17 protein-coding genes are annotated in these 19,990 nt (G+C 73.2%); 6 read left to right on the forward strand and 11 right to left on the reverse strand.

Features of this window, described 5'->3' with window-relative positions:
- Nucleotides 1-60: 60 nt before the first annotated feature.
- From DEJ51_RS02425 to tdh, 3 genes are all read right to left on the reverse strand, one after another.
- Nucleotides 61-975, reverse strand: coding sequence for a LysR family transcriptional regulator (locus DEJ51_RS02425; protein ID WP_150255844.1), 915 nt, complete (start codon nucleotides 973-975; stop codon nucleotides 61-63).
- Between the two features lie 48 nt (nucleotides 976-1,023).
- Nucleotides 1,024-2,232 (reverse strand): glycine C-acetyltransferase, encoded by a 1,209-nt coding sequence (locus DEJ51_RS02430; RefSeq protein ID WP_150255846.1) that lies wholly within the window; start codon nucleotides 2,230-2,232, stop codon nucleotides 1,024-1,026.
- Between the two features lie 142 nt (nucleotides 2,233-2,374).
- Nucleotides 2,375-3,403, reverse strand: a complete 1,029-nt coding sequence (gene tdh, locus DEJ51_RS02435) for an L-threonine 3-dehydrogenase (protein WP_150255849.1) — start codon at nucleotides 3,401-3,403, stop codon at nucleotides 2,375-2,377.
- 209 nt (nucleotides 3,404-3,612) lie between these two features.
- Between tdh and DEJ51_RS02440 the strand changes: the two genes are divergently transcribed.
- A complete protein-coding gene (locus DEJ51_RS02440; RefSeq protein ID WP_223835628.1) occupies nucleotides 3,613-4,521 on the forward strand; it encodes an alpha/beta hydrolase fold domain-containing protein in 909 nt (302 codons plus the stop codon).
- A gap of 39 nt (nucleotides 4,522-4,560) precedes the next feature.
- On the opposite strand, the gene DEJ51_RS02445 is transcribed toward DEJ51_RS02440, so the two are convergent.
- The gene (locus tag DEJ51_RS02445; RefSeq protein ID WP_150255851.1) at nucleotides 4,561-5,298 is read right to left on the reverse strand and encodes a class I SAM-dependent methyltransferase; all 738 of its coding nucleotides are present in this window, start codon (nucleotides 5,296-5,298) and stop codon (nucleotides 4,561-4,563) included.
- Between the two features lie 194 nt (nucleotides 5,299-5,492).
- Here DEJ51_RS02445 and DEJ51_RS02450 point away from each other — a divergent pair, with 194 nt between their 5' ends.
- Nucleotides 5,493-7,736, forward strand: a complete 2,244-nt coding sequence (locus DEJ51_RS02450; protein WP_190620867.1) for a SpoIIE family protein phosphatase — start codon at nucleotides 5,493-5,495, stop codon at nucleotides 7,734-7,736.
- A 13-nt stretch (nucleotides 7,737-7,749) separates the two neighbouring features.
- Here the strand turns inward: DEJ51_RS02450 and DEJ51_RS02455 are convergent, their stop codons facing one another.
- The 3 genes from DEJ51_RS02455 to DEJ51_RS02465 all read right to left on the reverse strand — a co-directional run bounded on the left by DEJ51_RS02455 (nucleotide 7,750) and on the right by DEJ51_RS02465 (nucleotide 12,886).
- Entirely contained in the window at nucleotides 7,750-9,534 is a 1,785-nt protein-coding gene (locus DEJ51_RS02455) for a glycoside hydrolase family 15 protein (protein WP_150255855.1), read from the reverse strand.
- A 67-nt stretch (nucleotides 9,535-9,601) separates the two neighbouring features.
- On the reverse strand, nucleotides 9,602-12,157 hold the full coding sequence (locus DEJ51_RS35455) for a discoidin domain-containing protein (RefSeq protein WP_263411694.1): 2,556 nt from the start codon (nucleotides 12,155-12,157) through the stop codon (nucleotides 9,602-9,604).
- A gap of 165 nt (nucleotides 12,158-12,322) precedes the next feature.
- Nucleotides 12,323-12,886, reverse strand: coding sequence for a DoxX family membrane protein (locus DEJ51_RS02465; protein ID WP_150255857.1), 564 nt, complete (start codon nucleotides 12,884-12,886; stop codon nucleotides 12,323-12,325).
- A gap of 122 nt (nucleotides 12,887-13,008) precedes the next feature.
- Here DEJ51_RS02465 and DEJ51_RS02470 point away from each other — a divergent pair, with 122 nt between their 5' ends.
- Nucleotides 13,009-13,473, forward strand: coding sequence for a MarR family winged helix-turn-helix transcriptional regulator (locus DEJ51_RS02470; protein WP_150255859.1), 465 nt, complete (start codon nucleotides 13,009-13,011; stop codon nucleotides 13,471-13,473).
- 55 nt (nucleotides 13,474-13,528) lie between these two features.
- On the forward strand, nucleotides 13,529-13,825 hold the full coding sequence (locus tag DEJ51_RS02475; RefSeq protein ID WP_150255861.1) for a YkvA family protein: 297 nt from the start codon (nucleotides 13,529-13,531) through the stop codon (nucleotides 13,823-13,825).
- 104 nt (nucleotides 13,826-13,929) lie between these two features.
- Here the strand turns inward: DEJ51_RS02475 and DEJ51_RS02480 are convergent, their stop codons facing one another.
- The 3 genes from DEJ51_RS02480 to DEJ51_RS02490 all read right to left on the reverse strand — a co-directional run bounded on the left by DEJ51_RS02480 (nucleotide 13,930) and on the right by DEJ51_RS02490 (nucleotide 16,349).
- Nucleotides 13,930-14,565 (reverse strand): alpha-ketoglutarate-dependent dioxygenase AlkB, encoded by a 636-nt coding sequence (locus tag DEJ51_RS02480; RefSeq protein ID WP_150255863.1) that lies wholly within the window; start codon nucleotides 14,563-14,565, stop codon nucleotides 13,930-13,932.
- A 68-nt stretch (nucleotides 14,566-14,633) separates the two neighbouring features.
- Complete coding sequence (locus DEJ51_RS02485; protein ID WP_150255864.1) at nucleotides 14,634-14,999, reverse strand: VOC family protein; 366 nt, start codon at nucleotides 14,997-14,999, stop codon at nucleotides 14,634-14,636.
- 66 nt (nucleotides 15,000-15,065) lie between these two features.
- A complete protein-coding gene (locus tag DEJ51_RS02490) occupies nucleotides 15,066-16,349 on the reverse strand; it encodes an MFS transporter (RefSeq protein ID WP_223835629.1) in 1,284 nt (427 codons plus the stop codon).
- A 366-nt stretch (nucleotides 16,350-16,715) separates the two neighbouring features.
- Between DEJ51_RS02490 and DEJ51_RS02495 the strand changes: the two genes are divergently transcribed.
- Both DEJ51_RS02495 and DEJ51_RS02500 read left to right on the forward strand, forming a co-directional pair.
- Nucleotides 16,716-16,943 (forward strand): CbtB domain-containing protein, encoded by a 228-nt coding sequence (locus DEJ51_RS02495; RefSeq protein ID WP_030384356.1) that lies wholly within the window; start codon nucleotides 16,716-16,718, stop codon nucleotides 16,941-16,943.
- A 12-nt stretch (nucleotides 16,944-16,955) separates the two neighbouring features.
- Nucleotides 16,956-17,789, forward strand: a complete 834-nt coding sequence (locus tag DEJ51_RS02500) for a CbtA family protein (RefSeq protein ID WP_150255866.1) — start codon at nucleotides 16,956-16,958, stop codon at nucleotides 17,787-17,789.
- Nucleotides 17,790-17,938: 149 nt separating this feature from the next.
- Here DEJ51_RS02500 and DEJ51_RS02505 read toward each other — a convergent pair whose 3' ends face one another.
- Nucleotides 17,939-19,966: a HelD family protein gene (locus DEJ51_RS02505; RefSeq protein ID WP_150255867.1), complete on the reverse strand. Its 2,028-nt coding sequence runs from the start codon at nucleotides 19,964-19,966 to the stop codon at nucleotides 17,939-17,941.
- Between the last annotated feature and the right edge of the window lie 24 nt (nucleotides 19,967-19,990).

Here is a 19,990-nt window from a genome sequence, read left to right on the forward strand (position 1 = left end):
CGCGCCGGAGTTCACCCGTACAGGCGCGTGGCGAAACCATTCACCCTGCCACCGGGTGCCTCAGTGGGTCGGCAGGCGCTCCGACTCCCGGACCAGTGCCGCCAGGACGGGGGCGATCAGCGGGTGGGTCTCGCCGCCTCGGCGGGTGGCCGCGAAGACCCGGCGGGTGGCGGCCGGGCCGGTGACCGGGCGGACCTGGACCTCCTTGAGGTCCATGCCGCGCAGGGCCGAGCGCGGGACGAGGGCCACTCCGGCCCCCGCGCCGACCAGCGCCGTCACGGCGCGGAAGTCGTCCGAGGAGTGCACCAGCCGGGGCTGGAAGCCCGCCAGTTCACAGGCGAGCAGCGTCACGTCGTGGCAGGGGTTGCCGGGGTACTGGCCCACCCAGTCCGAATCGGCAAGGTCGGCCAGGGACACCGCGGGCAGGTCCGCCAGCGGGTGCCCCGAGGGCAGGACCGCGTCGAAGGGTTCCGCGTACAGCGGGAGGACGGACAGCCGCGCGTCGTCGGCACCGGGGCCGCCGCGGTACTCGACGGCCAGAGCGAGGTCCGCCTCGCCGTCCAGCAGCAGCGGCAGGCTCTGGTCTCCCTCGGCGTCCCGGACCCGCAGCCGGATGCCGGGCCGTTCCAGGGCGAGCCGGGCGATGGCCGGGGCCAGGACTTCCGCGATGCCCGTCGCGAAGGCGGCGACGGTGACCTCGCCCGCCGAACCGCCCGCGTACGCCGCGAGTTCCGCCTCCGCCCGCTCCAGCTGTGCGAGCACCTCGTGGGCGTGGCCGAGCAGGATCTCACCGGCCGCGGTGAGCCGTACGCCCCGGCCGCTGCGGGTGAGCAGGGCGTGGCCCGTCTCCTGCTCCAGGGCGGCGAGCTGCTGGGAAACGGCCGAAGGGGTCAGGTAGAGGGCTGCGGCCGCGGCGGTCACCGTACGGTGGTCCGCCACGGCCCGCAGGATGCGCAGCCGGCGGGGGTCGATCACCCCACCATTGTCTCAGGGTGCAGAGGCCCTTCGGACCTCGTGCTCCTCTCAGGCCCCAGTGGTCCCGAGGGCCGCGCGGGCGTCGATGAAGGCGGCCACCGCGCGCTCGACGTCGGCCGTGGAGTGGGCCGCGGAGAGCTGGACGCGGATGCGGGCCGCGCCCATCGGCACCACCGGGTAGGAGAAGCCGATCACGTACACGCCGCGCTCCAGGAGCAGCTCCGCCATCCTGGCCGCCTCGGCCGCGTCGCCGATCATGACGGGGGCGATGGCGTGGTCGCCGGGCAGGACCTCGAAGCCCGCCTCGGTCATCTTCGTACGGAAGAGCGCGGTGTTGGCGGCGAGGTGTTCGCGCAGGTCACCGGCCGACTCCAGCAGGTCGAGGACCTTGAGGGAGGCGGCCGCGATGACCGGGGCGAGGGAGTTGGAGAAGAGGTACGGGCGCGAGCGCTGGCGCAGCAGCTCCACGATCTCGGCGCGCGCCGCGACATAACCGCCGGAGGCGCCGCCGAGGGCCTTGCCCAGGGTGCCGGTGATGATGTCGACGCGGTCCATCACGCCGTGCAGCTCGGGGGTGCCGCGGCCGCCGGGGCCGACGAAGCCGACGGCGTGCGAGTCGTCGACCATGACCATGGCGTCGTAGCGGTCGGCCAGGTCGCAGATCTCCGCGAGCGGGGCCACGTAGCCGTCCATGGAGAAGACGCCGTCGGTGACGATCAGCTTGCGGCGGGCGCCGCCCTCGGTGGCTTCCTTGAGGCGGGCTTCGAGCTCGGCCAGGTCACGGTTGGCGTAGCGGAAGCGCTTGGCCTTGCTGAGCCGGATGCCGTCGATGATCGAGGCGTGGTTGAGGGCGTCGGAGATGACCGCGTCCTCGGCGCCGAGCAGGGTCTCGAAGACGCCGCCGTTGGCGTCGAAGCAGGAGGAGTAGAGGATCGTGTCCTCCTGGCCGAGGAAGGCCGAGAGCCGCGCCTCCAGCTCCTTGTGCACCTCCTGGGTGCCGCAGATGAAGCGGACGGAGGCCATTCCGTAGCCCCAGCGGTCCAGGGCTTCCTTCGCGGCGGCGACGACCTCGGGGTGGTCGGCCAGCCCCAGGTAGTTGTTGGCGCAGAAGTTGAGCACCTCGCCGGCGGCGCCGCCCGAGGTGACGGCGACGGCCGCGCTCTGCGGGGTGCCGATGACGCGCTCGGGCTTGTGCAGGCCGGCGGCGCGGATCTCGTCGAGGGTGGAGCGCAGTTCCTCGCGGACGGTCTCGAACATGGTGCGGTTCTCCTTGTGCGGCGGAGGGCGACGAGGGAGGGGGCCGGGCCCCGCGGAGGGGGGAGGGTGTGCGGGGCCCGGCCCGAGGGAGATGGTTCGGTGGGTACGGCGGCCGGTGGGGCCCGGCCGGTACGGCGGGCGGTTACGCCGTCCAGTCCAGGATGATCTTGCCGCTGCGGGCGGTCGACGCCTCGTCGAAGGCGGCCTCGAAGTCGCGGTGCGAGTAACGGCCGGTGATGACCGGGCTGAGGTCGAGCCCGCCCTCCAGCAGGACGGTCATCGCGTACCAGGTCTCGAACATCTCACGGCCGTAGATGCCCTTGATCGTGATCATCGAGGTGACCACCTTCGCCCAGTCCACCGGGAACTCCTGCGCGGGCAGACCGAGCATGGCGATGCGGCCGCCGTGCGTCATGTTGTCGATCATGTCGCGCATGGCCTCGGCGCGGCCGGACATCTCCAGGCCGATGTCGAAGCCCTCGCGCAGGCCGAGCTTGGCCTGGGCCTCGGCGATGGAGGACTCGGCGACGTTGACGGCGAGGGTGGCGCCCGCCTTGCGGGCGATCTCCAGGCGCTCGGGGCTGACGTCGGTGATGACCACGTTGCGCGCACCGGCGTGCCGGGCCACGGCCGCCGCCATGATCCCGATCGGGCCGGCGCCGGTGATCAGGACGTCCTCGCCGACCAGCGGGAAGGACAGCGCCGTGTGCACGGCGTTGCCGAACGGGTCGAAGATCGCGGCGACGTCCAGGTCCACGGGGGTGCGGTGGACCCACACGTTCTGGGCGGGCAGCACCACGTACTCGGCGAAGGCGCCGTCGCGGCCGACTCCCAGTCCGATCGTGCTGCGGCACAGGTGACGGCGGCCGGCCAGGCAGTTGCGGCACTTGCCGCACACCAGGTGGCCCTCGCCGCTGACCAGCGCGCCGACCTCGATGTCCTGGACGTCCGCGCCGAGCGCCGCGACCTCGCCGACGAACTCGTGGCCGAGGACCAGGGGGGTCTTGACGGCGCCCTGCGCCCAGCCGTCCCAGGCGCGGATGTGCAGGTCGGTACCGCAGATGCCGGTGCGCAGCACCTTGATCAGCACGTCGCCGGGGCCGTACTCGGGCTCGGGGACGTCCATGAGCCACAGGCCGGGTTCTGCCTTGTGCTTGACGAGTGCCTTCATGGGGTGGCTCCAGGCATGCGGAAGGGTACGCCGCGGGCGGGGGCCCGAACGGCGGCGGTGACGTGCACCAATCTGCCGATCGGCGCGGTGATCAGTCCATCGAGACTTTCTTAAGCGGGTCGACAGCACAGCTTCACGCCTATGCTCCTCCCGTGACGGGGATGGGGCTCGCGCCGGCGACGGCGCGGGAAAAAGGGGAGGTGAGGGGCGTGCCGAGTCTGCGCAGCAGAGCGCTGTCGGTGGCGCTGACCGCAGCGGGACGGCGAAGACGGTACGCGAGCGCGGAGGCCGTCCGGAGCCGGGTGGCCGAGTCCGCCCGCCGGCCCGCCTCCCATCTGCCGCCGCGGTCCCTGGGGCGGGTCGCCGACATCTCGCGGACCTTCGTCGGCGCCTGGCCGGTGTACGACGTGTCCCCGCTCGGGGAGGAGCCCGCGGCCCATGTGCTGTACGTCCACGGCGGCGGCTACGTCCACGAGCTGGTCCGCCCGCACTGGGCGCTGATCCGGACCCTGGTCACGCGGGCGCGGGCGCGCGTGGTCGTCCCCGCGTACATCCTCGCTCCGCGCGGTACCGCCGACCGGACCGTCCCGGTCGCCGCCGACCTGCTGAGCGGGCTGATCGCGGGCGGCGGATCCGGCGGGACGGTGCTGATCGGGGACTCCGCCGGGGCGGGGCTGGCGCTGGCCGCCGCGCAGCGGCTGCGCGACCGCACCGGGGACCAGCCGTCCCGGATCGTGCTGATCTCGCCCTGGCTGGACGTGACCATGAGCCATCCGGACCAGGCGGCCATCGAGGCGGTCGATCCGCTGCTGGCCCGGCCGGGGCTGCGGGAGGCCGGGCGGTTGTACGCCGGAACCCTGGCCGCCGAGGATCCCCGGGTGAGCCCGCTGCACGGCGGCTTCGCCGGGCTGGCCCCGATGACGGTGTTCACCGGGACCCGGGACGTGCTGACCACCGACAGCCGGGAGCTGCTGCGCCGGGCGCGCGCGGAGGGGGCCGATGTGGAGTTCCACGAGGCGGCGGGACTGCCGCACGGGTACCCGCTGCTGCCCGTGCCGGAGGGGCGGGCGGCGCGCGAGCGGATCGTCGAACTGATCAGGTCGACGGCGGAGCGCTGAGGGCACGGCGGTGACGGGCGGATCGCTGACGGCCGCGCCTCAGGCCGTGCAGGTCATCAGCGAGCTGATCGGCCACGCGCGGTACGCCGTCCAGTACGCCTCGTCGCGTACGGCGTCGGCGGGAGGGGTCCGGTTCGGCTGCCAGCCGACGGTGACGAAGCCCGCGTCGACGGCGGCCTCGGCGAGGTCGGCGTGCGCCCACTCGCGGAACTCGAAGGGCACCGGGGGCTCGGTCAGGAAGTGCGCCTTGAGCAGCGGCGCGTCGCCGTCCGGGACCCGGTCGAGGATGCGCACCCCGTACGGCGACCAGTCCACGCGCGGGAACGCCCCCGCGTTGGGAACGATGGCGAGCAGCCGCCCGCCCGCCCGCAGGTTGGCCCGGACGGACCGGAACATCGCGTGCAGCGACCTGCGGTCGGGCGCGTAGCTGAAGACGTACGCGGCGGTCGCGAGGTCGAAGGGGCCCAGGTGCGGCAGGCCCGCGGCGTCGGCGACGTGGTACTCGACGTCCGGCCGGTCCTTGGTCGCCTCGTGCGCGCGGGCCTGCCGGATCATCTCCTCGGAGACGTCCACGCCGACGGTCCGCCGGGCCCCGCCGCGGGCCAGCAGCCGGGTGTTGTATCCGTATCCGCAGGCCAGGTCGAGGGCGTCGAGGCCGCGTACCCCGCCGAGGGCGTCGAGGGCGCCGTGCAGGGTGTAGGTGTCGGCCGCGGAGAAGGCCGCCGTGCTCGTGGACTGCGCGTAGCGCTCGCCGATGGTGTCGTACTGGAACCGCATGCTCTGCCTTCCGGTGACCTGCCGGGGGTGGGACGCGTGCGTATCGTGCCCCGCGGCGCCGTCCGGGGGCGGTCCGCACACCCGTGCGTCCCCCGGACGAGGGAAGGGGTCCGGCCTATCGGCCGGGGCAGGGCCGCGGGCCGCGACCAGCCAGGATGCAGGCGGCGGCGCCGAGGGCGCATCCTGGCTGTGTGATGGCGAGAGCGGGCAGCGTCGGCGCCGCGCCTGACACCACGGATGCCCCTGATGCGACGGCCCAGGTGCTCGCACGGGCCGCCGTGAACGCGATGGAGGCCGTCGGTGGGTACGCGGCCGGCGTCTACCTGCGCTCACCCACCACCGGGCTGCTCCTGATGGCCGTGTTCGCCGGGCTGCCGCTGCAGCTGTTCCGGCCCTGGTGGCGGATGCAGGTGAACCGGCCGTTCCCGGTCGCCGAGGCCTACCGTTCCGGGCAGGCCGTGCACCTGCCCGACGCGGAGTCGGCCATGAGCCGCTTCCCGCAGCTGATGGCCGGACTGCCGTTCACCTTCGCCTCGCTGTACGAGCCGGTGTCCGCCGGGACGGAGCGGTTCGGCGTGCTGGTGGTGCTGCGCGAGGCGACCCCGGGGATTGCGGTCGGGACCGCGGACCGCGAACGGCTGCGACGGACCGCGGAGGTGCTGGCCTCCGACCTCACCGCCCTCGCGGCGGCCGGGGCCCGGGTGCTGTGGGAGGGCGACCCGGTGGGCGTACCGGCGCCACCGCCCGAGGCCGGTGCCGAGGGCGCCCGCAAGGCCGCGGACCGGCTCGCGCAGGCGGTGCTCTCGCTGGACCGGGAGGGCCGCATCGGCTACGTGAACACCGCGGCGGAGGAGCTGCTCGGCCTCGACGGTCCCCGTCTGCAGGGCAGGCTGCTGTGGGAGGCGCTGCCGTGGCTCGGGCATCCCGCCTACGAGGACCACTTCCGGGCGGGCTTCATGTCCGGCGAACCGGTGCACTTCCCGGCCCGGCGCGGCCGGCACGCGCCCGGGCAGTGGCTGTCGGTGGACCTGTACCCCGCGGCCGACGGCGTGACCCTGACGCTGGGCACCTCCGCGAAACCGGTCTACGCGCCCGAGTCACGGGCCCGGCGGAACGCGGACGCCGACATGGACGCCGGCGCCGACGTGGGCGTGGACGGGGACGGGGACGCCGGGGCCGACGCTGACGCGTCCGCGTACGCGGCCCTCGACGCGTCCGCCGACGAGGCCTCGTCGCTGTACCGTCCGGTCGCCCTGGCCATCGCGCTGACGGAGGCCGTCACGGCCCGGCAGGTGTCGGCGGTGGTCACCGAGGAGCTGCTGCCGGCCTTCGGCGGCCGCCAGCTGGCGATCTACCTCCTCGACGAGCGGCACATGTACCTCGCCTGGGAGACCGGTTTCCCGCAGGGCTTCCTCAACCGGTTCGACGGGGTCTCCCTCGATGTCCGGCTGCCCGGCGTGGAGACGCTGACCACCGGCCGGCCGCTGTTCTTCGAGTCGATGCAGCACCTGGCCGCCGCCTATCCGGGCATTCCGCTGGACGCCGACGTCGGTGCGCGCGCGTTCCTGCCGCTGATCGCCTCCGGCCGGCCGGTCGGCTCGTGCATCCTCGGCTTCGACGCGCCCCGCGGCTTCAGCCCGGAGGAGCGCACGGTCCTCACGGCGCTGGCCGGTCTGATCGCGCAGGCGCTCGCACGGGCCCGGCGCTATGACAGCGAGGTGGAGCTCGCCCGTGGGCTGCAGTCGGCCCTGCTGCCGCACCGGCTGCCGGTTCGGGAGCACGTGGACACGGTCGGCCGCTACCTCCCCGGCAGTCTGGGCATGGACGTCGGCGGCGACTGGTACGACGTCGTCGAGACGGGCACCGGCCTGCTGGCCCTGGTCATCGGTGACGTCCAGGGTCACGGGGTGGCGGCCGCGGCGACGATGGGCCAGCTGCGCAGCGCCGTACGGGCCTTCGCGCTCAGCGGCAGCACCCCCGAGCAGGTGGTGAGCGGCACCAACCGGCTGCTCATCGACCTGGATCCGGGCCAGTTCGCGAGCTGCTGCTACATGCTGCTCGACCCGGCGACGGGCTCGCTGATGGCCGCCCGGGCCGGGCACCCCCAGCCGCTGCTGCGCCACCCGGACGGCCGGACCGAGGTGCTGGACCTGGCGGGCGGCGTGGTGCTCGGCATCGACCCGGAGGCCTCGTACCCGGTCACGGAGCTGCGGCTGACGACGGGCTCGGTCCTCGCCCTGTACACGGACGGGCTGGTGGAGAATCCGGGCCTCGACATCGACGTCGGGGTGGAGCGGCTGCGGAAGGCCCTGCAGGCGGCCCGGCCGTCCCCGCTGGCCGAGACCGCGGACCGGCTGATCGGCGAGGCGGGCAACAGCGCCGACCGGCCGGACGACATCGCGCTGCTGCTGGCCTCCCGTACCGGCGGGGACTCGTAGCGCCTCGTGCGGGTCAGTCCGGGCTCGCCAGGGTGAGCGCGGTGTTCACGAGGCCGACGTGGCTGAACGCCTGTGGGAAGTTGCCGAGTTGCCGTCCGGCGAGGGGGTCGTACTCCTCCGCGAGCAGGCCCACGTCGTTGCGTACGGACAGCAGCCGCTCGAACAGGGCCCGGGCCTCCTCGCGCCGCCCCGTCATGTGCAGGGCGTCGGTCAGCCAGAACGAGCAGGCCAGGAAGGCTCCTTCGTCCCCGGGCAGCCCGTCGACGGTGGAACCCGCGGTGCTGTAGCGGCGGACCAGTCCGCTGCTGCCGAGTTCGGCTCGCACCGCGTCGACGGTGCCGACGACCCGCGGATCGTCGGGCGGCAGGAACCCGACCCTGGGGATGAGCAGGGTCGCCGCGTCCAGCTCGGCGGATCCGTAGTACTGGGTGAAGGTGCCGCGCACGGGGTCGTAGCCCCGCTCGCAGACGTCGCGGTGCACCTCGTCGCGCATGGCCCGCCAGCGTTCCACCTCGCCGTCCAGGGAAGGGTCGCTCTCCAGGGTGCGTACGGCCCGGTCGGCCGCGACCCATGCCATCACCTTGGAGTGCACGAAATGCCGGCGGGGGCCGCGGACCTCCCACAGGCCCTCGTCGGGGCGCTGCCAGTTGCGTTCGAGGAAGTCGAGCAGCGCGAGCTGGATCCGCCAGGCGTGGCGTTCGGAGGGCAGGCCGGCGGTCCGGGCCAGGTGGAGGGAGTCGATGACCTCCCCGTAGACGTCCAGCTGGAGCTGGTCGACGGCGGCGTTCCCGACGCGGACCGGGGCGGAGGAGGCATAGCCGCGCAGCCAGGGCAGTTCGCTCTCGGGGATCCGCCGCTCACCGGCGATCCCGTACATGATCTGGAGGTCGGCGGGGTCACCGGCGACCGCGCGCAGCAGCCACTCGCGCCAGGCGCGGGCCTCGTCGAGGAAGCCGGTGGACAGGAGCGAGCCGAGGGTGAGGGTGGAGTCCCGGAGCCAGCAGTACCGGTAGTCCCAGTTGCGGATGCCGCCCAGCTCCTCGGGAAGGGAGGTGGTGGCCGCGGCGGCGATGCCTCCGGTCGGGGCGTAGGTGAGGGCCTTGAGGGTGATCAGGGAGCGGGTGACCGCTTCCTGGTAGGGGCCCTCGTAGCGGCATTGCGAGGTCCATTCCCGCCAGTCGGCGAGGCTCTGCTCCAGTGCGTCGAAGGGGTCGCAGGGCTCGGGGCGCGGCCGGTGCGAGGGGTGCCAGGTCAGGACGAAGGCGACGCGCCGGCCCGCGGTGACGGGGAACTGGGAGCAGGTGCTGTTCGCCTCGCCCCAGGTGCGGACCGGGGGTTCGCTGCGGAACCAGGCGGAGTCGGGCCCGGCGACGGCGACCCGGTCGCCGTCGCTGCGGCGCACCCAGGGCACGACGTGGCCGTAGTCGAAGCGCAGGCGCAGGGTGCTGCGCATCCTGACCGTGCCGCTGATGCCCTCGACGATGCGGATGACGTCGGGGGCGACCTCACGCTGGGGCATGAAGTCGGTGACCTTGACGGTCCCGGTCTCGGTCTCCCAGTACGACTCCAGGATGAGCGATCCGTCGACGTAGGCGCGGCGGGTGCAGGGCTCGCCGACCGCGGCGTCGAGGGGCGCGATGCGCCAGTGGCCGTTCTCCTCCTCGCCGAGGAGCTTGGCGAAGCAGGCCCCCGAGTCGAAGCGGGGCAGGCACAGCCAGTCGATCGACCCGTCTCGGCCGACCAGTGCGCTGGTCATCAGGTCGCCGATGAGTGCGTAGTCCTCGATGGGTTGTGTCATTTGTGCGCTATTCCCCTGAATGTCCGGGGCCAATCAGCTCGGCCCCGGACTTCGCTCAGGGGTCGGGTCAGGAGATCGTGACGAACTGGCCGATGCTCGGCACGCCCTGGGCGTCGAGGGCGAAGAGCATGTAGGTCCCCGGCAGGACCACCCCGGTGTCGGCGGGTACGGACACCGTGTACGTGCCGCCTCCCGCGGCGGTGGACACCACGGGAACCCGGCGCTGGTCGTTGTCGGTGGAGTGGGTCGCGGCGGCGGCCCGCATCAGGACGAAGGACGCCACCGGGCCCTGGGTGCTCACCGTGAGCTGGGCCCCCGGCGCGGCCGTGGGGGGCACGCCCGCGGTGATGGCGGGACGGGGCTTCGGGGTGCCGTCGGCGTTGAGCAGGTACGGCGGGGTGAAGATCGCCCCGTCGGCGTGGTTGGTCGCGCAGTCGCCGCACAGACCTCCGCCGCCGGAGAAGATCCGTCCGTCGGGCAGCAGGTTGGCCACGCTGTGGTAGTTGCGCGGAACGGCCATGGTGGCGAGCGGCGTGAAGGCGCCGGTCGCCGGATCCCACAGCTCGGGGGTCAGGACGGAGGTGGCGTCACTGAACGGCACCGGATAGGCCTGCCCGCCGAAGACGGCCACCTTGCCGTCGGGCAGTACCACGCTGTTGCTGAAGGCACGGGCGTGCTCCATGTCACCGGTGCGGGCGGCCTGGACCTGGCTGCCCGAGATGCCCACGGTGTAGGCGCGCTGGGTGGCCGGGCTGTCCTGGTAGGCGGGCGAGCCGCCCAGGGTGAGCAGTTTGCCGATGTCGTAGGCGACGGCGTTGCCGGTCATGGCGTCCTGGCTGTCGGCCCGGGTGCCGGCGGAGGTGATGCCGCCCTGCCCGCTGGTGGAGATCCAGTTCATCTGCTTGCTCGGGCCCAGTTGCAGCACCTTGCCGCCCGAAGTGGCGTGCAGCCACATGTGGTTGTCGGCCCGGTAGGGACCGGCCGGGTCGGCCGTCAGTGCCGGCACGGCGGAGACACCGGCCAGGCTGCGCCAGGTACGGGTGTCCGGGGACCAGACCTCGCCGGCCTTGTCGGTGCCCGTGGATCCGCTCCAGGACCCGCCGAGGACGAAGGCCTCGCCCGTGGAGAGCAGGGTCATGGCCTGGTAGCCGCGGGCTATGTTCATGCTCGTGGTGGCGGACCAGGTGTCGGTCGCCGGGTCGTAGATGCTCGCCTTCTCCGCGTTGCTGCCGCCGGTGACCAGGACCCGGCCGTCGGCGAGCATGGCGATGCCCGGGCAGAACATGTCGTGCCCGGTGTTGTCGATGCGGCGCTGGGTGACCTTGCCCGTCTTGAGGTCCAGGATCGCGGTCTGCGTGTAGCCGTTGCTGCCGCCGAAGCGGTCGACGGCGTACGCGGACCAGGCCAGCAGCTTGCCGCCGGGCAGGGCGGCGGTGGCCACCGGCACCAGCGGGAAGCCGGTGATCCGGCCCCAGGAGCCGTGGACGGCCGGGCTGGCCGGGCCGCTGAGCCGGATCTCACCGGCCGAGGTCCAGGGTCCGCGGCCGCCGGCCTCGCCGGTCGCGGTCAGCCGGACGAAGCGGGCGGACGTGGCGCGGGTGAAGGTGGCGGTCTTGACGGTGTCGTCGTCCCGCCAGGTGCCCGAGGCCACCGGTGCCCCGTAGGTGACGCCGTCGGCGCTGGTGGCGACGGTGTACGCGCCCGCCCGCCCGTTGGGGCCGTCGGGACGGGGATGGTAGACGAGGGCGGAGACGACCTCGGTGCGGTGCATGTCGATGGTGATGCTGTGCGGCAGCGGGGTGGGGGTGGGAGCGTATTTGCTGTGCCAGATGGTGCTGTCCTTGCCGTCGAGGACGTTGGCCGCGCGGCCGTTCTCGGCGCCGGTCTCCTCGTCGCTCGCGGCGGCCGTCCACCCGGCGCGGGACAGGTCGATGGTGGCCGCCGGGGTGCCGGGGTCGCCCAGCAGTTCGATCTCGGCGGCGGAGGACCAGGGCCCGCGGCCGCCCGCCTCGGTGAGCGCGGTCAGCCGGACGAACCGGGCGCCCTGGGGGGCGAATCCGAGGGTCTTGGGGCTGGCGTCGTCCGCGAGCGTGCCGGTGGCGACCGGGGTCGCCCAGCCCAGCCCGTCGGTGCTGAGGCTGATGCTGTACTCGCCGACGCGCCCGTTGGGCCCGTTGGTGCGGGGGCGGTAGACGAGGGCGGAGACGACCTGGGTGCGGTGCATGTCGACGGTGATGACGTGCGGCAGCGGGGTGGGGGTGGGAGCCCACTTGCTGTGCCAGATGGTGGCGGTGTTCCCGTCGAGGACGTTGGCCGCGCGGCCGTTCTCGGCGCCGGTCTCCTCGTCGCTCGCCGTGGCCGTCCATCCCGCCCGGTCCAGGGTCGGAGCCGTCGGCTCCATCGCGTTCGCGGGGACGATGCCGTGGTGCGGCGACCGTTTCGCCGTCTGCTGGTCGAAGGGCACGGGGGCGGGACGGGGCGCCGGTGCGCGGCCGGCCGCCGCGGTGCTCGTGACCACGAACCACGGGGTCAGACCGACCAACAGGGAGCCCAGGCCGAGGGCGATGAGCAGGTGGGAACGGCGTATCGCGCGATGAAGGGCGAGGAAGCGCCTGGACTGCAATCTGACCTCCTGGGGCGGACTGATGTGCCCCGTAGAAGATAGGTGAGCACAGCAGCAACTCGCCTGAGGTCAAAGAGAGTTGGCGCAAAACTGTCTGGCTGGTCGGAACGCGCCGGCGCCGGGCGGGCCGCGGCGGCCCACCCGGCGTGCGCACCGGCCCCCGGATCAGTCGCGCACGAGGAGCAGTACGGCGCCGAGGACCAGGCCGAGGGTGACGGCGAGGGCGCCGTGGGCGAGGCGGTGGCCCCGCAGGACGGGCAGGAAGCGGTCGACGGCGTACCGTCCGGGCCCGGTGAGGGCGAGGGCCGCGGCGCCCGCGGTCAGCAGCAGCTCGTACTCGATGCCCTTCGGGGCGAAGAAGGCTCCGGCGCCGTGGACGGCGATCGCGTTGACGAGGGTGCCGACGATGGCGGCTCCGGCGAGGGGGGTGAGCAGCCCGAGGGCGAGGCCGAGCCCGCCGAGGGTCTCGGTGAGACCGGCGAGGACCGCCATGGCGTCACCCGCCGGGTAGCCGCTGGCGGTGAAGAACTGGCCGGTGCCGCTGATGCCGCCGCCCCCGAACCAGCCGAAGAGCTTCTGCGTGCCGTGCGCCGCCATGGTCAGACCGAGGACCAGGCGCAGCAGGAGCAGGCCGGTGTCGTGACCCGGGGTGGAGGGGGCGGAGGGCTCGGGGCGTGCGGCCGGCGCGGCGGCCTGCGGCTTCGTCGCGGTGACGGAGGGGCTGGTCATCGGTGGGTCCTTCCGGTCGAGCGGCCCGATGGGGAGGCAGGGAGGGTGTTGTTCAAATTCGAACCGCTAGCCCCGACCCTAACCATTGATTCAAATTGGAACAACCCGTGTAGTCTGGGGTCATGGCTGAACCGAGATGGTTGGACGACCGCGAGATGCGCGCCTGGAGCGGATTCCTGGCGGCTTCGGCCCTGGTGAACCGCCGCCTCGACCAACAGCTCAAGGACGACGCCGGGCTCTCGCACCCCCAGTACGAGATCCTCGTGCGGCTCGCCGCGGCGCCCGGGCGCGAACTGCGGATGACCGAGCTGGCCAACGGCCTGATCAACTCCAAGAGCGGGCTGACCTACCAGGTCACCCAGATGGAGAAGGCCGGTCTGGTCCGCCGCCGCAGCTGTCCCTCCGACGTCCGCGGCGTCTTCGCCGTCCTCACCGACGCCGGCCGGGCCAAGCTGGAGGAGGCCGCCCCCGGGCACGTGGCGACGGTCCGGGAGATCCTCGTCGACGTCCTCACCCCCGGACAGCTCGACGCCCTCGCCGACGGTCTGGGCGAGGTCGGCCGCCGGCTGCGCGGAGAGGGCGCCTGAGCGGATCTCGGCGCCGGCGGGGTAGCGCGACCCGGTATCGGGGTATAGGGCCGCCATGGACGGAAAGGTCTGGCTCGTTCTGGGCACCCTGGTCGCGGTGGGACTCGCCGTGCTCGCCGCCGTGCTGCTCACCCGGGTCTTCGCGGCCCGGCGACTGCTGGTCGACGCGGGGATCCCGCTGCAGGACAAGGCTCTGTTCTGGGTCGCGGTCGTCTACACGATCTCGCCGGTGGACCTGATCCCGGACCCGGTATACCTGGACGACATCGGGATCCTGCTGCTGGCGCTGCGCGCGCTGCACTCGGCGGCCGGAGCCGCCCGCTCCTCGAAGGAGCCCGGCGCCCCCGCCTGAGCCCTCCGGGTCGGACGTGCCGGCCGAAGAGGACCGGATTCCCGTCCGGGTCGACCACGACGGCGACGGCCGACGACGGGCTGCGACGGGCGGGAAGCGGGAGGTCAGCGGACTCCGCGGGGGCGGAACTGGATGCTCACACGAGGGCCGACGGCCCGGGCCGACTTGGGTACCGCGTGCTCCATGGTCCGCTGACAGGAGCCGCCCATGACCACGAGGTCGCCGTGCCCCAGCGTCAGCCGCAGCCGGGTGGACCCGCCGTCCCGGGAACGGAAGGCCAGGTCCCGCGGATCACCGACGGAGACGATGGCCACCATGGTGTCCTCGGCCGAGGAACGGCCGGTCCGGTCCCCGTGCCAGGCGACGCTGTCGCGGCCGTCGCGGTACAGACACAGGCCGGCGGTGGTGAAGGGCTCGCCGAGCTCCGCGGCGTAGTGGCCGGTCAGCGCCTCGCGGGCCTCGGCGAGCGAGGGGTGCGGCAGGGGCTCGCCCTCGGCGTAGAAGGCGAGCAGCCGGGGCACCTCCACCTCCCGCTCGTACATCTGCCGCCGCTCGGCGCGCCAGGGCACGTCGGCGGCCAGCCGCTCGAACAGCGCGTCGGCGCCGCTCAGCCAGCCGGGCAGGTGATCGACCCAGGCCCCGGCTCCCAGGTGGATCCGCCGCAGGTCCCCGAGGGGGCCGAGCCGGATCTCGTCACCTTGGTCGAAGAGGGAACCCTGAAGGCCCTGGGCTGCGTGCATGGAGCCAGCCTAACCCCGAAACCGAACACCTGCACGAATCCACCGGGGTACGTACGCACGCTCCGCGGTCATGCCCCGGGTGGCGGCTGGTGCAGGCCGAAGGGCGTGCCCTGGTCGTCGTGGCACAGCTGGAAGCGCCCGAACCGGGCGATCGACTCCTCGCCGCCGCCCAGCTCGACGTCGTCGACGGAGCCTCCGAGCTCGCGGACCTGTTCGAGGGCCGCCGCCATGTCGTCGACCGCGAAGAACAGGTACGGCCTCGCGCCCGGGTCGTCGCCGTGCAGTCCGCCACGGACGTTGGGCGTCCGGATCGCGAATCCGCCGCCGTCGCTCGGGCCCGGTTCGAAGGTCCAGCCGAACAGGCCCCCGAAGAAGGTGCGGGCCCGTTCCTCGTCCCCCGCGCCCAGCTCGAAGAAGGAAACCTCACCGGCCATCGCCGACTCCCGTCGCCCGTCACCCGCCGCTGCCGCCGCACGTCCCGCCGCACGTCCCGTCGCTCCTCACGCGTCCGGCGTCGGCCGTGCCGCAGCCGTGCTCCCACGGTAGGTCCGCCCCCGTACGGCCGCACCCGGCCCCGTCCGGAGCGACGGCCGGCACAGCACGGTGACGGCCACGGAGACGCCCGCGACGACGGCCATCGCGGTGCCTGGGGCGACGAACTGGGCCAGGCCGCCGGCGAGGGCGGCGCCGATGCCCTGACAGGTCATCCGGCCGGCCGACTCGACTCCCTGGACCTGGCCTCGGATGGCTTCGGGGGTCTGTTCGAGGAGCTGCTCCTGCAGGGGCAGGGTGGCCGCGAACCCGACCCCGGCGAGGCCCACGGCGACGGCCGCGACCAGGACGGGCGGGTGCGCGGCGAAGAGCAGGAAGGGGGCGGCGAGCAGCAACCGCAGCGCGAAGGCGACGCGGCGGCGTCGTTCGGCGTCGAGCAGCCGGCCGACGATCAGGTCCCCGAGGAGCATGCCCGCCGAGGCCGCGGCGAGGAGGGTGCCCGCCCCTTCCGGGTCGTAGGAGAGGAACAGCGCCTCGCAGCCGACGATCAGGCCGTTCGGGACCCACAGGTTCAACAGCAGCGTCCGGCGGCCGGGGTGGGCGAACAGCTCGGCGTTCGTCGTCCAGGTCCGGCGCAGGCCGGGCCGGCGGGTGAGCCGGATCGAGTGCTCCCGGACGGTGGCGGCCACTACCACCGTCCCGAGGGCGGTCAGGGCCGCGGCGACGGCGAAGAGTTCGTACGGGCTCAGGTACCGCAGCAGTACGGCGCCGACCGCGTAGCCGAGGATCGCCGTGCCACCGGAGGTGACGTTCATCAGCGAACGGGCGGGCGCGTAGGCGGAGACGGGCACGACCTCGGCGAGGAGCCCCAGCCGGGTGCCGGTGCCCAGGGACTGGAAGAAGCCCAGCGTCAGCAGCAGGGCGAACCGGGCCACGAGCGGGAGACCGGGGACGGCCTGGGCGGCGACGCCCGCCAGGGAGACGAGTTGGAGCAGGAGGAGGGTCCGGCAGGGCCGCTTCCCGTCCGCGACGGACATCAGCGTCAGCGCGCCGAGCACCGTCGCGAACGTGGCGCCGTACATGCTCACGGCCGTCAGGAACGGGGATCCGGTCCGGTGGTTGACCAGTGCGCCGAGCGCGAAGCCGGACAAAGTGCTCGCCGCGACGGTGAGGGTGAAGCTGATGTACAGGCCGCTGAACTCCCTGTTGCGGAGCAGGGAGCGATAGCCGGTGGGGGTGTCGCTCGGGGCGGTCGGAGACGGGGCGGGGGTGACGCGTCGGGATGAAGGCATGAAAAAAGCCTCCGGAACCGTGCACGGGGCACGCGAACCGAAGGCCGACGGGTTCATTCTAGCAGGCGTACCAGCCCAGTTGACGGACACTTCGGGTCCCTGGGGCCGCACCGAAGACGTATTACCGCAGCGTAGGCGTGTGATCAGGGACTCACGGTCTTGGCCGCAGGCGCTGCGCGCGGTACGGTCACGGCGACATTTCCACATAGCGACGACGGCGAGACGGAAGCCCGGTGTGAATCCGGCATGGTCGCGCCACTGTGTGCTGCGGCGGCATCTCCACGATGGCGCCGTGGCGAGTCAGACCCGAGGACCGTCGTCCTGCACCACCACATGGGACGCGTTGTTCCCCGAGGAGGTTCCATCATGGCCGAGGCTGTCGCTTCCGCTGCCATATCCACCCCCGCCGGCTCCCTGTCGGCTCCGCTGCCCGTGCGCGCGGTGCTGCCCTGGGCGCTCTTCGTCGGTCTCCTGATGCTCGTCGCCCTGTACTTCGTCGGTGCCGAGCAGGGCGCCACCGCCGTGTTCGCCGGCGAAGGCGTGCACGAGTGGGTGCACGACGGCCGTCATCTGCTCGGCTTCCCCTGCCACTGAGAGGCCACGCACATGTACGCCTCCACTGTCAGAGGACTACTGGTCCGCGGCATGCTCGCGGGCCTGATCGCGGGGCTGTTCGCCTTCGCGGTCGCCTACGTGGTCGGTGAGCCGCCGGTACGGGGTTCCATCGCCGTCGAGGAGGCCGCCGCCGCCAAGGAAGCGGCCCCCGCGGCCGGTCACGCCGGTCACGGCGGTGACGCCGCGCCGGGTGAGGCCGCGGAGGAGGAGGAAGAGCTGGTCAGCCGACCGGTTCAGTCGACCTTCGGCCTGGCCACCGGTGTCCTGGTCTACGGGGTCGCGCTGGGCGGCATCGCCTCGCTCGCGTTCTCGTTCGCCCTCGGCCGCGTCGGCGGGTTCAGCCCGCGGGCCACGGCCGCGCTCACCGGGGCCGGCGCGTTCGCCCTGGTCTACCTGGTGCCGTTCCTGAAGTACCCGGCCACCCCGCCGGCGGTCGGCAACCCGGACACGATCGGGCAGCGCACCACGCTGTTCTTCCTGATGATCCTGCTGAGCGTGCTGCTCGGCGTCGGCGCGATCATCCTCGGGCGCCGGCTGGCACCGCGCCTGGGCAACTGGAACGCGACGCTGGCCGCGGCGGGCGGTTTCGTCGTCGCCACCGCCCTGGCGTTCGCGGTCCTGCCGGACAACAGCGATGCCGTCCAGCCCGGTTTCCCCGCAGCCCTGCTGTGGGAGTTCCGGGTCGCCTCGCTGGCCGTCCAGCTCGTCCTGTGGGCCGTGTTCGCCGTCGTCTTCGGCGTCCTCGCCCAGCGGCTCCTGGCCGCCCGTGCCGACGGCGCGGACGTGCCGGCCCATGCTCAGCAGGAGGCGCCCGCGCTCGGCTGACACCGACCGCGCCGCCGATGCCCGGGCCCCGCCGACCCCGTGAGGGTGGCGGGGCCCGGGCACGTCCGCGTACGGGCGCCCTCCGGTGTGCGCGTGACCACGACCGCCACCGCCACCGCTCCCCGAGCCGGGCGGGGCCGACCGGGCGGTCAGGCCGGCCGGACGGTGAGGGTGCACAGACGCTTGGTGGCCCGGGTCAGGGCCACGTACAGGTCCCTTTCCCCACCGGGGCGGGCCGCGACGATGTCCTCGGGATCCATGACGACCACCCCGTCGAATTCCAGGCCGCGCGCTTCGGACGCCGGCACGATGCGTGCGTGGCGGGCGACCCCCCGGGCCGTCAGCTCGCCCACCCTGGTGTCCGCGCAGATCACGCCCAGCAACTCGCCCGGGTACGCGGCGCTCTGGGCGCGGAGTTCCGAGACGAGGGCGGTGACCAACCCTTCCGGAGGTGTGGTCACGGTGCGGGGCCTCTCACCGCTGCGCAGCGACCGTGTGGGTTTCCGGTCCGGGGCGATGCGCGTGAGCAGGTCCCGGACGCTTTCCAGGATCTCCTGCGTGGTGCGGTAGCTGACGGTCAGATCGTGCAGTTCGAACCGCGGTCCGACGTGGGGGCTCAGCGCCTCCTTCCAGTCGCGTGCCGTCGCGACGGGGCCCGCCTGGGCGAAGTCGCCCACCACGGTCATCGCCCTTGCCGGGCAGCGGCGGACGATCATCCGCCACTGCATGGCGGTCAGTTCCTGGGCCTCGTCGACGACGACGTGCCCGTACGTCCGCTCGGGAGGGCCGTCGACCAGGCTCGCCGCCTCGTCCAGCAGCGGCACGTCGGCGTCGGTCCACGGGTCGTCCCGGCCGCGCAGCAGCAGGGACCGCTCCTGCGCGGTCAGGTGCGGCAGGTGCTCGGCGAGGGCGCCCGGGTCCGTCAGGAGCGCCTTCACGAGGTCACCCGGTACCAGCCGCGGCCACAGCAGCTCGACCGCCCGGTCGACTCCGGCGTCGCCCCGGAGATCGGCCCGGAGGGCGTCCAGGTCCAGCTCGTGGACCGGCCCCGGGTCGGCCGCGCCTTCGGCACGGTGCCGGGCGGCTCCCGTGAACCGGTCGAGGTCGATCCCCGTCATCCTCTCGGCATCGGCGTCGATCTGCTCCAGGAGGTCGCTCATGTCCCGTTGCACCGCGTCGGTGACGGCATCGGCCAGGAGTTCCTTGAACACCTGGCGCGCCGGGTTGTGCCCCGGTGCGGCCGCCAGGGCGGCGTCGCGTGCCGTGGCCACCTCCTCGCCGGAGAGGTGAACCGGTTCCCGTCCGACCCGTACGGTGAAGTCACCGGCCGGGGCCTGACGGGCGCGCACCAGGCCGGCCAGGGCGTCGGCGAGGTCGGAGCCGCCCTTGAGGCGTGCCGTGCCGAACGGGTCCACCGATTCCGCGGCCACTCCGGCCAGTTCCGGGCAGGTCGCCAGAACGACGTCGTTCTCTCCGAGCGAGGGAAGGACCTGGGAGATGTAGTCGAGGAAGCGGGCGTTCGGGCCCACCACCAGGACGCCCTCCTGCGCGGCGCGCGGGAACGCGTACAGGACGTAGGCCGCCCGGTGCAGGGCGACCACCGTCTTGCCGGTGCCGGGCCCGCCCTGCACCACGGTCACCCCGCGGTGGGCGGAGCGGACGATCTCGTCCTGCTCGGCCTGCAGCGTGGCGACGGCCGCGTGCATCCTGCCCGTTCGCCGTGCGGCCAGGGCCTCGGTCAACGGGCCGTCCCCCACGACGTCCTCGTCGGTCGGAGCGGTTCCGTCCAGCAGTTCGTCGCTCACCGAGACGACCGTGCGCTCCTCGACGCGCAGGTGCCGGCGCCGCCGCAGGCCCATCGGGTGGAGCGGTGTCGCCTCGTAGAAGGGCCGCGCCGCGTTCGCGCGCCAGTCCACGAGCAGCGGCAGGTCGTCGTCCTCCGTGTGCAGTCCGATCCGCCCGATCCGCAGGGCCGTGCCGTCCGTCCGGTCGATCCGCCCGAAGACCAGGCCCTTTTCGGCGCCCTCCAGCCGACGGATTTCCTTGGTCAGACGATCGGCGGCGATTTCCCTCTCGTATTCCTCGCCGGCGCTTTCCGCCGGGGCCTTCAGTACATTCGCCCAGTGTGCTCGCGCCTCGGAAAGCCGCTCGGCAAGCAACTCGTATAAGGAGGACACACAATCCCGCTCCGATTCAACCGC

The organism is Streptomyces venezuelae (assembly GCF_008642275.1).
In the GTDB taxonomy this organism is placed as follows: Bacteria; Actinomycetota; Actinomycetes; order Streptomycetales; family Streptomycetaceae; genus Streptomyces; species Streptomyces venezuelae_E.

What these genes read in the sequence shown, in the direction of transcription:
- DEJ51_RS02430 (WP_150255846.1), bottom strand. Translation starts at nt 2,232, where the DNA reads ATGTTCGAGACCGTCCGCGAGGAACTGCGCTCCACCCTCGACGAGATC.
- tdh (WP_150255849.1), bottom strand. Translation starts at nt 3,403, where the DNA reads ATGAAGGCACTCGTCAAGCACAAGGCAGAACCCGGCCTGTGGCTCATG.
- DEJ51_RS02445 (WP_150255851.1), bottom strand. Translation starts at nt 5,298, where the DNA reads ATGCGGTTCCAGTACGACACCATCGGCGAGCGCTACGCGCAGTCCACG.
- DEJ51_RS02450 (WP_190620867.1), top strand. Translation starts at nt 5,493, where the DNA reads ATGGCGAGAGCGGGCAGCGTCGGCGCCGCGCCTGACACCACGGATGCC.
- DEJ51_RS02455 (WP_150255855.1), bottom strand. Translation starts at nt 9,534, where the DNA reads ATGACACAACCCATCGAGGACTACGCACTCATCGGCGACCTGATGACC.
- DEJ51_RS02465 (WP_150255857.1), bottom strand. Translation starts at nt 12,886, where the DNA reads ATGACCAGCCCCTCCGTCACCGCGACGAAGCCGCAGGCCGCCGCGCCG.
- DEJ51_RS02470 (WP_150255859.1), top strand. Translation starts at nt 13,009, where the DNA reads ATGGCTGAACCGAGATGGTTGGACGACCGCGAGATGCGCGCCTGGAGC.
- DEJ51_RS02475 (WP_150255861.1), top strand. Translation starts at nt 13,529, where the DNA reads ATGGACGGAAAGGTCTGGCTCGTTCTGGGCACCCTGGTCGCGGTGGGA.
- DEJ51_RS02480 (WP_150255863.1), bottom strand. Translation starts at nt 14,565, where the DNA reads ATGCACGCAGCCCAGGGCCTTCAGGGTTCCCTCTTCGACCAAGGTGAC.
- DEJ51_RS02485 (WP_150255864.1), bottom strand. Translation starts at nt 14,999, where the DNA reads ATGGCCGGTGAGGTTTCCTTCTTCGAGCTGGGCGCGGGGGACGAGGAA.
- DEJ51_RS02490 (WP_223835629.1), bottom strand. Translation starts at nt 16,349, where the DNA reads ATGCCTTCATCCCGACGCGTCACCCCCGCCCCGTCTCCGACCGCCCCG.
- DEJ51_RS02495 (WP_030384356.1), top strand. Translation starts at nt 16,716, where the DNA reads ATGGCCGAGGCTGTCGCTTCCGCTGCCATATCCACCCCCGCCGGCTCC.
- DEJ51_RS02500 (WP_150255866.1), top strand. Translation starts at nt 16,956, where the DNA reads ATGTACGCCTCCACTGTCAGAGGACTACTGGTCCGCGGCATGCTCGCG.